Annotated in this window: 10 protein-coding genes; 3 read left to right on the forward strand and 7 right to left on the reverse strand. The window is 60.9% G+C overall.

Going from position 1 to position 12496, the window contains the following annotated elements; translation table 11 throughout:
• Window positions 1–20: 20 nt before the first annotated feature.
• From nirJ to ACM6I5_RS11640, 3 genes are all read left to right on the forward strand, one after another.
• Window positions 21–1199: a heme d1 biosynthesis radical SAM protein NirJ gene (nirJ, locus tag ACM6I5_RS11630; protein WP_414883863.1), complete on the forward strand. Its 1179-nt coding sequence runs from the start codon at window positions 21–23 to the stop codon at window positions 1197–1199.
• A 70-nt stretch (window positions 1200–1269) separates the two neighbouring features.
• On the forward strand, window positions 1270–2109 hold the full coding sequence (gene cobA / locus ACM6I5_RS11635) for a uroporphyrinogen-III C-methyltransferase (RefSeq protein WP_414883864.1): 840 nt from the start codon (window positions 1270–1272) through the stop codon (window positions 2107–2109).
• Window positions 2106–3599 carry a cytochrome D1 domain-containing protein gene (locus ACM6I5_RS11640; RefSeq protein WP_414883865.1) on the forward strand — a complete coding sequence of 498 codons (1494 nt, stop codon included), beginning with the start codon at window positions 2106–2108 and terminating at the stop codon, window positions 3597–3599. Before cobA ends, ACM6I5_RS11640 begins: the two co-directional genes overlap by 4 nt.
• Window positions 3600–3783: 184 nt before the next feature.
• Here ACM6I5_RS11640 and ACM6I5_RS11645 read toward each other — a convergent pair whose 3' ends face one another.
• From ACM6I5_RS11645 to nosR, 7 genes are all read right to left on the reverse strand, one after another.
• Entirely contained in the window at window positions 3784–4527 is a 744-nt protein-coding gene (locus ACM6I5_RS11645) for an SDR family NAD(P)-dependent oxidoreductase (RefSeq protein WP_414883866.1), read from the reverse strand.
• 108 nt (window positions 4528–4635) lie between these two features.
• Window positions 4636–5139 carry a nitrous oxide reductase accessory protein NosL gene (locus tag ACM6I5_RS11650; protein ID WP_017338905.1) on the reverse strand — a complete coding sequence of 168 codons (504 nt, stop codon included), beginning with the start codon at window positions 5137–5139 and terminating at the stop codon, window positions 4636–4638.
• Window positions 5140–5171: 32 nt separating this feature from the next.
• Complete coding sequence (locus tag ACM6I5_RS11655) at window positions 5172–6002, reverse strand: ABC transporter permease (RefSeq protein ID WP_017338906.1); 831 nt, start codon at window positions 6000–6002, stop codon at window positions 5172–5174.
• Window positions 5999–6922 (reverse strand): ABC transporter ATP-binding protein, encoded by a 924-nt coding sequence (locus tag ACM6I5_RS11660; RefSeq protein ID WP_414883867.1) that lies wholly within the window; start codon window positions 6920–6922, stop codon window positions 5999–6001. Before ACM6I5_RS11660 ends, ACM6I5_RS11655 begins: the two co-directional genes overlap by 4 nt.
• Window positions 6919–8208: a nitrous oxide reductase family maturation protein NosD gene (locus tag ACM6I5_RS11665; RefSeq protein WP_414883868.1), complete on the reverse strand. Its 1290-nt coding sequence runs from the start codon at window positions 8206–8208 to the stop codon at window positions 6919–6921. Before ACM6I5_RS11665 ends, ACM6I5_RS11660 begins: the two co-directional genes overlap by 4 nt.
• Window positions 8209–8235: 27 nt before the next feature.
• Entirely contained in the window at window positions 8236–10158 is a 1923-nt protein-coding gene (gene nosZ, locus ACM6I5_RS11670) for a TAT-dependent nitrous-oxide reductase (RefSeq protein WP_414883968.1), read from the reverse strand.
• A 53-nt stretch (window positions 10159–10211) separates the two neighbouring features.
• Entirely contained in the window at window positions 10212–12425 is a 2214-nt protein-coding gene (gene nosR, locus ACM6I5_RS11675; protein WP_414883869.1) for a transcriptional regulator NosR, read from the reverse strand.
• Window positions 12426–12496 lie beyond the last annotated feature (71 nt).

Below are 12496 nucleotides of genomic sequence, written 5' to 3' on the forward strand. Positions count from 1 at the left end.
CCTGACTCAAGGAGAGTTGCATGTTGAGGATCAGCCAATACTTGCGTGCGCTGGCAGGCCAGGCGCCAGCACCCAGAACCGGTCCACCGGGCAGTAACCGGGCGCCGGTGGTGATCTGGAACCTGCTAAGGCGCTGCAACCTGACCTGCAAACATTGCTACGCCACCTCGGCCGACAGTGTCTTTCGCGACGAACTGGATACGGCCGCCGCGCTGACCGTGATCGACGACTTGCACGATGCCGGGGTGAAGGTGTTGATTCTTTCCGGTGGCGAACCGCTGTTGCGCGAGGATCTGTTTGTGCTCAGCGCCTACGCCCGGGCCAAAGGTTTCTATGTGGCCTTGTCCACCAACGGCACGCTGATCGATGAGCAGAACATTGCGCAGATCAGTGCGGCGAATTTCGACTACGTCGGGATCAGCATTGACGGCCTGGAAGCCACCCATGACGCTTTCCGCCAACTCAAGGGCAGCTTCGCCCGCTCCATGCAGGCGATCCGGCTCTGTCGCGAACAAGGCATTCGCGTCGGGCTGCGCACTACCCTGACCCAGGAAAACCATCCGCAGTTACCCCAATTACTGGCGCTGATGCGCGAGTACGACGTGCAGAAGTTTTATCTGTCGCACCTCAACTACAGCGGTCGCGGTAAACGCAGTCGCAAACTCGACGCGCACCAGCAGATGAGCCGCGAGGCCATGACGTTGATCTTTGAGCGAGCCTGGGAAGACATCCAACAGGGGCGCGACAGCGATTTTGTTAGCGGCAACAACGATGCCGATGCCATTCTGATGCTGCAATGGGCAGCCCTTCGTATTCCCGAGCATTACCCACGCCTGGAAAACATGCTCCGCGCCTGGGGTGGCAACGCCTCCGGCAGCGGCATCGCCAATATCGACAACACCGGCGAAGTGCACCCGGACACCTACTGGTGGCAGCACTCGGTGGGCAATGTCCGGCGCACGCCGTTCCGCACGTTGTGGCTGGATCAGCCGGATGCCCTGCTGTTGCGCCTGCGTGAGCATCCCCGCGCCGTCGGTGGTCGTTGCGCGCAATGCCGCTGGTTGCCCATCTGCAACGGCAACACCCGCACGCGTGCCTGGGCCGAGGGAGATCTGTGGGGCCAGGACCCCGGCTGCCACCTCAGCGATGACGAAATCGGTGTTACGCCGTCAACGAACATCCCTTGCATTACCCACTGAATAGCCCGTCCGGCCAACCACCTGACAAAGGCTGGGGCCGGTCAACCTGATGAAGCACCAAGGACGTCCCATGCCTCCATCAATTGCTATACCGGCCACACTTGAGTCGCCGTTCCGGCCGGGCGAAGTTGCCCTGGTCGGCGCCGGCCCCGGCGACCCACGCCTGCTGACCCTGCGCGCCTGGAGCCTGTTGATGCAGGCCGACGCCGTGGTGTACGACCGGCTGATCAGCCCCGAACTGCTGACCCTGATTCCCCTCGCCTGCGCCCGGCATTACGTCGGCAAGGCCAGCGGTTGCCACAGCCTGCCCCAGGAACAGATCAACGAACTGCTGGCCGACCTCGCCGATCAAGGGCAACGCGTGGTCCGGCTCAAGGGCGGCGACCCGTTCATTTTCGGTCGCGGTGCCGAGGAGCTGGAGTACCTGCTGCAACGCGGCATTAATTGCCAGGTGGTGCCGGGAATCACCGCTGCTTCCGGCTGCAGCGCCTATGCAGGCATACCGTTGACCCACCGCGACCTGGTCAATTCCTGCCGGTTCATCACCGGCCATTTGCAACGCGATGGCGAGTTGTCGCTGCCCTGGAGCAGCCTCGCCGACAGTAGCCAGACGCTGGTGTTTTACATGGGCTTGTCGAACCTGGGAATCATCGCTCAACGCTTGATCGAAGCCGGATTATCAGCCGACACACCGGCGGCGCTGATCAGCAACGGCACGCGCCCCGACCAGCACGTCGCCCGCGGCAAGCTGCACCAATTGCCGACCCTCGCGCTGGATTGTCCACCGGGCATTCCGACACTGACGGTAATCGGCTCAGTGGTCGATATGTTTGATGCAGAACAGCTGGAATACCCGGCGCGACTCTATCCGACCCAAGCCCTGCTACGTCGCGCCAAGGTGGCGATATGAGGCGCATCGTCCTTGCCCACCTGTTATGGATCAGTACGGCCCAGGCCGGCGCAGCAGTGCCGGCACTTGAACACGCAGAGCAACTCTATCAGTTGCATTGCCAGAGCTGTCACGGCATCAACCGTCTCGGCGGCGCAGGGCCGGCGTTGTTGCCGGAGAGCCTCAGCCGGATCAAACCTGATGAAATCCGCAGCGTGATTGAGAACGGTCGCCCCGCAAGCCAGATGGCCGGCTATGCCAACGTGTTCAGCCCCGCGCAGGTCGACGCGCTGGTGGACTACCTTCAGCAACCGCCCGCCACCCCGCCCACCTGGAGCAATGACGACATTCTCGACAGTCACTCGCTGCTCGCGGACCTCAGCAAACTGCCCACCACACCCCAACATGGCGCCGCCCCCCTGAACCTGTTCGTGGTGGTGGAAGCCGGCGACCATCATATCGACATCCTCGACGGTGACCGCTTTGAGGTGCTCGCGCGGTTCGCATCGCACTTCGCCGTGCACGGCGGACCGAAGTTCTCGCCCGACGGGCGCTTCGTCTACTTCGCCTCCCGTGACGGCTGGATCAGTCTGTATGACTTGCACAACCTGAAGCTGATCGCCGAGGTCCGCGCCGGCCTTAACACCCGCAACCTGGCGGTGAGCAAGGATGGACGCTGGGTGCTGGTGGGCAACTATTTGCCCGGCAACCTGGTGGTGCTCGATGCCCGCGATCTGTCGCTGGTCAAAACCATCCCGACCATCGGTCAGAACGGTACCGCGTCACGGGTCAGCGCGGTTTACTCCGCTCCGCCGCGCGACAGCTTCATCGTCGCACTCAAGGACGTGAAGGAAGTCTGGGAGCTGTCCTGGGCGGGCACACCGGATTTCGAACCCCGGCGGATTCCTGCCGGGGATTTTCTCGATGATTTTTCCTTTTCGCCGGACTACAAACAGCTGCTGGCCACGTCGCGCAAAGCCCAGGGCGGCCAGGTCATCGACCTCGACAGCGGCAAGGTGGTCACCGACATACCGCTGCCGGGCATGCCGCATTTGGGGTCGGGGACCTATTGGAAACGCAACGGTGAATGGGTGTTCGCCACACCGAATATCAGCAAGGGGCTGATCTCGGTCATCGACTTCAAGACCTGGAAACTGGTCAAGGAAATCCCGACCCTGGGGCCCGGGTTTTTCATGCGCAGTCATGTCAACTCGCGGTATGCCTGGACCGATGTGTTCTTCGGGCCGGACAACGATGCGATCCACCTGATCGACAAACAGACGCTGGAGATTGCCCACACCTTGCGCCCGATGCCCGGTAAAACCGCCGCTCATGTTGAGTTCACTCGCGACGGCCGCTACTTGCTGCTGAGCATCTGGGCCACCGATGGCGCGCTGATCGTCTACGACAGCAACACCTTGCAGGAGATCAAACGCATTCCGATGAACAAGCCTTCGGGCAAGTACAACGTGGGGAACAAGATTGAGTTTGCCGAGGGGACTTCGCATTAGGCCTTGTGCCCCAATACCGAAATATACATCGCACTTGTGGCGAGGGAGCTTGCTCCCGCTGGGGCGCGCAGCGCCCCTACAAACCGTCACTGGGTACATTCAGATTAAACGCAGGCGCTGGTTTTACGACTGCTACGCAGCCGAGCGGGAGCAAGCTCCCTCGCCACAGGTTTGTCTTCGCCCTTTAACCCAAGGTGTATCCGTTATCGACTGTCCAGTCCTGACCGTAAACACACCGAGCGCCCTGCGACAGTTGAAAAACAATCACATTGGCCACCGCCCCTGCGTCGAGAAAGTGACCGGGCAACAGACGTTTACCCAGGGTGTCGGCGACGTCGCCGAGTTCCCCCTCGCTCAACCCCAGGTTGTCCCACATCGCGGTGGCGGTCGGTCCCGGCGAGACCAGATTGATGCGCACATCAAAACTCGCGAATTCCACCGCCAGCGTGCGTGCCTGAGCCGCGAGCGCAGCCTTGCTGGCAATGCAAGCGGCCAACCCGGGAAAGCTCGAGCCGGTCAGGAAGCTCCCGACAAACACTACCGAAGCCGGGCTCGCCAATTCACCGCGTAACGCCGCCAGGGTGTTCAACGCACCGGCGCCGTTGACCGCCCACTGACGCTGGAAGGCCTGCATATCCAGGCTGTCGGCCATCTCGGCGACACCCGCGTTAGGCACCAAATAGTCCACGGGGCCCATCGCCGCAGCGCGCTCGGCCAGTTCGCTCAGGTCTTGCTGACTTGTGACGTCCCCGGCAAACCACTGCAACCGCTCGCCGTAGATCTGCTGCAAGGCCGGCAATTCACCGAAGGTTCGTGACATCGCCAGCACCTTGACCCCGCGCGGTAACAGCGCGGCGCACAGCGCCAGGCCGATCCCGGAGCTGGCACCTGTGACCACCGCCAAACGATCTTGAAACTCGGTTTTCATCATTTTCTCCTGGGCATCACGGATGCCAGCACTGAGGACGTAGCGAGCCCTATCTTTGAGCAGGAGACGAAAAAACGACTTGACGGCGATCAGGCTTTTTAAACGACGTTAGCGTTGCTGCAGCAGTGCCGGAGTGATCTCGCTGAAGCGCAGCAAGCGACCGCCCTGTTCAGCGGCAAGCTTTTCAGCGGCCTCGCGACTTGAGAACGACGCCAGCACCACGCCCATGGCGCCTTTGAGTTGGGTGCCGACCACGTAGAAGGCGTCTTTGGCATCGATCAGGTGGGCGTCATTCGGCGCGTTCCACGGGCTGCGGCCCATGTCATGGACATACAGTTTTGCATCGCCATGATGGTTTTCCGGCTGCAACCACCAGCCGATCATTTCCGCCGTGGAACAGAACTTCCTGACCCCGGCCCGCTCGACCACTTCGCCCTTGGGCCCGGGGAATCCGTCGATAATCATCCCGCAGACATGGCATTCATCACTGGGATGAAAGGCTGCGGCGGCGTCGCTGTAAGTGGCTTGCACTGGGTTGTCACAGGCCGTCAGCAGGAGGCACATCATCAGGCCCGCCACTGCGCGCACTGTCGTCAGATAAAACGCATTCATCGTCAACTACTCCAAACCATCAAAGTGGAAATTCATGTCGCCCGGCGACGAAACAACAGCCAGGCCGAGCCCAATGGCACCGCCACCCACAGCGACAGGCATAGCCAGAGCATCGAGCCCGGCATCGGCAAATCGCTGCCCAGCGTCAGCACACCCGCGGTACTGGCGCCGGGTTCAAAGCCGGAGAGGTTGATCAGGCGATAGATGTCAGCGGGGTTGAGCAGAAGCAACCAGGGCAGCACTTTCGGGTTGAACTGCCCTTCGCTGAGCACCAACAGCGCCAGCAAAGCCAGATCGAACACCAGCACGAAGAAGAACCACACGCCCAGCGCCAGCCCGGCCGCCGTGGATTTCTCGGCCGACGCACTGCTCAGCACATAGGCCAACCCCAGAAACCCCCAGCCCAATAACGTCGACGACGCCATGAACCGGCCAAACGCCCAGAGCAGCAGGCTCAGCTGGATATCGTCCACCAGCACCGCGATGGCCAGCATGGCGCAGCCGAAACCGATCAGCGTCGCCAGCGCCAGGATCAACCCGTGGCCGACAAACTTGCCGAGCAGAATCTGCCCGCGACCCAAGGGGTACGTCAGCAACAGCAGCAACGTGCCGCTCTCGTCCTCGCCGACGATGGCGTCATAGGCCAACAGCAACGCAATCAACGGCATCAAAAACGTTGCCAGACTGGCGAGGCTGGCAATGGTGGCTGGCACCGAGGTAAAACCCAATTGCCCGGAGGCCGCCGCGCCCAGCCAGGCGATGCCGATGGCCAGCACCGCGAACAACACACTGATTGCCAACAACCAGCGATTGCGCAACCCGTCACTGAATTCCTTGCGGGCCATGTTCCAGACAGCGTTCATACGGCCTCCCCGATTGGCGTCGCACCGGCCCGGCTCATGTAGTAGCGGTAAATATCTTCCAGCGACGGTTGATGGATTTCCACGTCGGCCGGTTCGTCTTCATTGAGCAGCTGGCGCAACAGCCCGAGTTTGCTGCCATTGAGCGCGGCCACTTCAAGACCTTCGACGCCCCAGCGTTCGGTGAGGTGCCCGGCGTTGTTCCAGCGTTGCTGCAAGGGCCCGGCGTGCTTGAGGCCGTTGGCGCGAATCAGCGTCGGCAACCCGGCTTGCTCGCGCAAACTGCGTAGACTGCCCAGCGCCAGCAGACGTCCCTGGGTCAGAATCGCGGCGCGGTTGATGTGCGCCTCGACACCGGGCAAGACGTGGGAACACAGAATGATGCTGGTGCCTTGGCTGCGCAGGCGATCAAGCAACCGATACAGGTCCTGGGTCGCAATAGGATCGAGGCCGACCGTCGGTTCGTCGAGCAACAACAAACGCGGTTCGCCGAGCAGCGCTTGTGCCAGTCCCAGGCGTTGGCGCATGCCTTTCGAGTAGGTCTTGACCCGTCGATGCGCCGCACCGGCCAGGCCGACTTCCTCCAGCAGTGCGTCCACTTGGGCGGACGCGGCGCCTTTGAGTCGCGCGAAATGACGCAAAGTCTCGACACCGCTCAGTTGCGGGTAAAACGTGACGTTTTCCGGCAGATAACCGAGCAGGCGCCGCACATGGGGATCGCAAGGCAAGCGACCGAACACCCGGACCTGCCCTTCGCTGGGCTGGAGCAGGCCCAGCACCAGTTTCATGCTGGTGGTCTTGCCCGCGCCGTTATGCCCGAACAAACCCAGCACTTCACCTTCCGCCAGGCTGAGGTTGAGCTGATGCAACACGGTGGCATGCCCATAGCGCTGGCTGACGCCTTCGATGTCGATGACGTTCATGAGTTGGGCTCCTGGGTCAGGGGTTGAGTGGATGATTTCATCAGCGGATGGCTGTCCAGCACCCCTGGCGATTTCATCACCGGAAAGGCCCGTTGCACCCAGCGCAGCAACTCGATCCCAGGGCTGTTCATCAGCAACCGCACCTGCGGGTACAGCCAGAGCAGGCGGTCGACGTTGTCATTGGGTTCGTAGGCGATATCGCCGAGGCCGTCGTTGTTGCGGTCCCAACCCAGGTAATCGCTCCAGTAGTTACCGCGGCCATCCGCCGACCATTCCTGCAAGCGGGTGGCGACGTACTTGACCTGTCGCTGGTTGCCGACAAACGCGTTGTCGGCGATGCGGTTGTCTTCCGAGCCGGCGGTGAGATGGATGCCCACGGCGCTGCGCTCGAAGTGGTTGTGTTCGATGCTGTTGAACAGCGAGTTATAGATGAACAGCGCCTTGCCCTCGGCGCCGCTGATCATGCTGTCGCCGGTCGAGCCGTCGCGCACGTCAGTGACGAAGTTGTCACGCAAGGTTGAGTAAGTGATGTAGTTCATCAGGATCCCGTAGTTCTGATCCTGTTCGGAGCGATTGCCGATCACCGTGAGCTTGCGGCTTTGCATCAAGGCGTAGCCAGTGCGGGTGCGGCGGGTGGTGTTGCCGATCAGTTGGTTATCGTTGGCGAACATGTAATGCACGCCATAGCGCAGGTCTTCCAGGGTATTGCCCTGCAGCAGGTTGCCGTTGGAGGTGTCGATGTAGATGCCATCGCGGGTGTCGCGCACCTGGTTGCCAATGACCTTGGCGCCATGCACCGCATACAGATGAATGCCGTTGCCGCGATCTTGCGAACGCATCGCCGGATCACCCTGAATGCGGTTGTCGATCAGGCTCACATTCTGAGTGCCGTCGACCCAGATACCGAAGCCCTTGCCCTGCAGCCGATTGCCTTTGATCACCGCGCCATGGGCCTTGGGCTGGATGAACAGCGCCGCATTCATGGCGGTGAGGTCGTGTCCCCAGTTTAGAAAGGTGCAGCCTTCGATGGCGACATCCGGCGCGCTGATGATCACACCGTTGCCCTGCCCCTCCCCCTGAAATACCGCGCCGGGCTCGCAGAGAATCTGCATCGGTTGATCGACACTGAACGAGCCCCGGTATTCCCCCGCCGGCAGGTGCCAGCGTTGATTGGCGTCCACCCGCAGCGGCAACGAGGTGATGGGTTGCACCGCCAGCGCGCTGCCGGACATCAGCAGGAGCGCAAATGCAATGACCGTCACCGGGTTTCCCTTGCTATCAGTCATTGCTTCGCTCCTGTCGATGGGCAACGGTCAGGCCTTCTCGACCTTCATGCGGCCGACCATTTCCATGTGCAGTGCATGGCAGAACCAGCTGCAGTAGTACCAGTGCAGGCCGGCCTTGTCGGCGATGAAGGTGATCGACGAGGTCTGCTGCGGGCTGATTTCCATGCTCACGCCATGGTTGGTCATCACGAAGCCGTGGGTCACGTCTTCAATCTGGTCGATGTTGGTGATGGTCACCGTGACCTCGTTGCCTTGTTTGACGGTGAACTCCGGCAAACCGTAGGCCGGGGCCATCGAGGTCATGTAGACGCGGACTTTGTTGCCGTCGCGGATGACCTTGTTGTCGGTCTCCAGCTTGATCCCGTCTTTGGCGGCGATCGCCACCGTCTCGGCGAAAAACGGGTCGTTGCGGTCCCAGATCTTCTTGGTCTTGATCTGGTCGCGGCGGGCCATGACGCAGTCGTGGGGTTCGGCGAAGGCCGGGCCGTCATGCACCAGTTTCATTTCCTCGCCGGAGATATCGATCAGTTGATCGTTTTCCGGGTGCAGCGGGCCGGTCGGCAGGAAGCGATCCTTGGAAAACTTGCTGAGCACCATCAGCCATTGGCCATCGGCGTCTCTGGTTTCGGTCAGCGAGGCATGGTTGTGGCCCGGCTGGTATTGAACGTCGAGTTTCTGCTTGATGTAGTTGACCTTCTCGCCGGTGTACGCGCGAATGGCCTCCTCCACGTTCCACTTCACCACCTGGCTGTCGATAAACAGCGTGGTATAGGCATTGCCGCGGCCGTCGTAGGTGGTGTGAAGCGGGCCCAGCCCCAGTTCCGGTTCGCCGACCACCGCATCGCGCGGGTCCTTGAATTTGTCGTCGAACAGATCATCCAGCTTCGCGGTGGCGATGATCGTGCAGGTGGGCGAAAGTTTGCCCGCGGCAATGAAGTACTTGCCATCGGGCGTCATATTGATGCCGTGGGGGTTCTTCGGCACCGGGATGTAGCGGGTGAACGTGCTGTCCTTGCCTTCGTTTTTACGACCGTCGACCACCGGCACTTTCGAGCCGTCCAGGGTGATGAACTTGCCAGCCTTGATCGCCGCTTCGATGCGCGGGATGTTGAACACCACCACCCAGTCGCGCTCGTTGCGCATCATGCCGCCCAGGTCGTAGGCCTTCTCCGAGTTGTAGCAGGTGGACGCCGCGTATTTGCCGGTGTAGTCGGCGTCGGTGTTGTCCAGGTTGCCATCGACAATGACCTGGAAGGCCATCTCCATTTTCTCGGCATCGATGGCGTTGAACATCGTGTAGCTATTCTTGTCCTGCAGGTCGAAGGTGCTGCCGTCATTGGGGTGTGGAATCACGAATTCGGCATTGGCGAACACGTATTTTGTGTGCGGCACTTTTTGCAGGCGCAGCCCGTGAACGGCCTGCACATTGGGCACGGTGAGCATCTTGTCGCACTTCATGATGTCCAGACGGATACGCGCAACACGGCTGTTGGCCTTGTCATTGATGAACAGGTATTTGCCATCGTACTTGCCGTCAGTCATGGACAAATGCGGGTGGTGGCAGTCGCCATTCTGGAAATGCGCGCTATCGCCCATGATCCGTTTGCTTTCGTTGGTCAGGCCCCAGCCAGTGGCGGAGTCGACGTTGAACACCGGTACACGCAACAGCTCGCGCATCGACGGAATGCCCATGATCCGCACTTCACCCTGATGACCGCCACTCCAGAAACCGTAGTACTGGTCCAGTTCGCCCGGCCCGACGTGGGTTTTCAGTTGCGCGTCCTTGGCCGCTGCCGCCCAGGTCTCACGGGTAAACACCGCGCCACCGATGGCCGTGGCACCGGCCAGTACCGCGCCGGTCACCGCGCTGGTGCCCAGGAAACCGCGACGACTGAGGCCGGTAGATTCCGGCACTTCAGTGGCTTTTTTGGATTCTGTGTCGTTCATCAGGTGTATTCCTTGAAGGGATAAAAACGGTCACTGCGCACAGGTGCTCGCGGGGTTCATTCCAGAGCGCTCACTTCCACGACAGGTATCAGTTGCACAGCGATGGGTGCCGGTTTGCCGCGCTTCTTGCGCTTGTTGATCAGCGGCGGACACTTGTTGTCGTTGTGGTAAGTCATCTGGCAATCGAGGCAGTAGTGGCACTCGTTGGCATTGATTCGGCCATCGGGATGAATCGCCTGGATCTCGCACTCCTTGGCGCACAGCTGGCAGGGTGTGCCACAGTCCTTGCGGCGTTTGAGCCAGTCGAACAGGCGAAATTTGCTCGGAATCGCCAGCGCGGCTCCCAACGGGCAGATGTAGCGGCAATAGACTTTGCGGGTGAAGAGGTTGATGACCAGCAGTGCCACCGCGTAGAGAACGAACCACCATTGGCGGTCGAACCTGAGGGTTACAGCGGTCTTGAACGGTTCCACCTCGGCGAACAATTCGGCGGTGGACATCGACTCAAGGGAGAGGCCGAACAGCAGCAGCAAAATGATGTATTTGATGGCCCACAGCCGTTCATGCACCGCGAAAGGCAATTCGTATTGGGGGATTCTCAGCTTGCGCGCTGCTTCGTTGATCAGCTCCTGCAAGGCACCGAACGGGCACAACCAGCCGCAGAATACGCCCCGCCCCCACAGCAGAATGCTCGCGGCGGCGAAGACCCAGAGCATGAAGATCAGCGGGTCGGTGAGAAACAGCTCCCAGCGAAAGTGATCGAACAGCGCATGGGCGAAGGTCAGCACATTGACCACCGACAGTTGCCCCAGCGCATACCAGCCGAGAAACACCACGGTAAAGACCAGGTAACCTCGGCGCAGCCAGTGCAGAAAACGTGGCCGACGCGTGAAGGAGTCCTGCAGGAACAGGATCGCCATCAGCAGCAGTAATGCGCTGCCGAGCACGGTGATCTGAAAGGTTTTCTGGTACCAGATGGTCAACCACATCGGCCGACCGGCTTCCTCGAGGGCGGCCAATTCTTCGACGCTGGGCAGTGGCCGCTCAAGGTACGGCTCGGGCAGTTGATAAGGCAGTTCGAAGCTGCTGAAGGTGCTACTGAGCGGCCCGGTTTGACGACGCACCAGCAATTCCAGGGACCAGGGCGATCCCGGGTCGAACCGGGCCGGCTCGCGCACAATGAAAATCGACATTTCGGTGAATTCCGGCATGCCTTTGGCAAAGACGTCGGAGAGCCGCTGATGGTCCATGTCGCGAAAACTGATGACGTTGCCGAACTGGCGCAATTGCACCCGATCGAAAATCCCGCCGCGCACATACCCCGAGCCTTTATAGGAAAAAAGCCCACGACCCAGCACCACAATGGCCTGCTCGCCGGGCTTGAGGTCTTGCATAAGTAAGCGATATTGATTGTCCCCCAGCAGCGCGCGGCCGATGGTCGGCGGATTCAGGTCGGCGGTGTAGAGCTCGATAAAGGTCTCATCCACCTGATCGGCGGCGGCGTTTTCCACGCCTTCGGCGTCGGTGCCCTTGAAGGCGGCGTCGACCTGGCCACGGGTCAGGTTCAAGCGGCGGATGGCGCCGTTGCCGGTCAGTTGTTCCCAGGTGGCGGGTTCGAAAAAGTCCTGGCGCACGGTGGCAGGCATGCGTGCCACACCGCCCGTGTCCTCGATCAGCTTGAGCGATACGGCCACGTCGTGGGCGGCGCGCATGATGACCTCGTTGACCACCATCGCCGTGACGGTAGCCCCGGCAATCGCATCGACGGTGACGGCCTTCGGGTCGCTGGAATGGCCAACGACCACCCGCTGGCTGACCTTGATGCCCTTGTACCTGGCGCTGAAGCCGTGAAGTTTTGCCTCAGGAATACCGATCAGCAGAATGGGCTCATGGTGCTCCAGCACATAGGTATCCTGAATCGCACCTGCAGTGTCGAGGATCACCTGGGTATTGATCGGCTTGCCCGAGTAGGCAGGAATGTCCACCACGTCCAGACTCTGGAACACATAGCCGAGCACCTTGCCGGCGGCGGACAGCGTGCGCACCTTGAACCGGCCTTCGGGGGCGGAAACGGAATCGGTCTGAGGGAAGGTTTTCTCGATGCGCTGCTGCTCGATGTCGCCGTATTGCTTGGCTTGCACCGCCTCAAAGGTGGCGAGCATCAGCATTAGCATGACCACCAGCCCGACGCCCCAGGCGCGCAGGTTGCCGTGTATCGAAGGCGGATGGATTGTCATGGGCTCGCTGATTTCAAAAGGGCTTTCGGTCATGTTAGGGAGCGTTGCGCCCCCTGCCCTTGATTGAAATCAACTTGAGAAATTAGCCCTTGAGGACAGGCGCC

This window comes from Pseudomonas sp. IT-P171 (assembly GCF_949767765.1).
GTDB classification, from domain to species: Bacteria; Pseudomonadota; Gammaproteobacteria; order Pseudomonadales; family Pseudomonadaceae; genus Aquipseudomonas; species Aquipseudomonas fluorescens_B.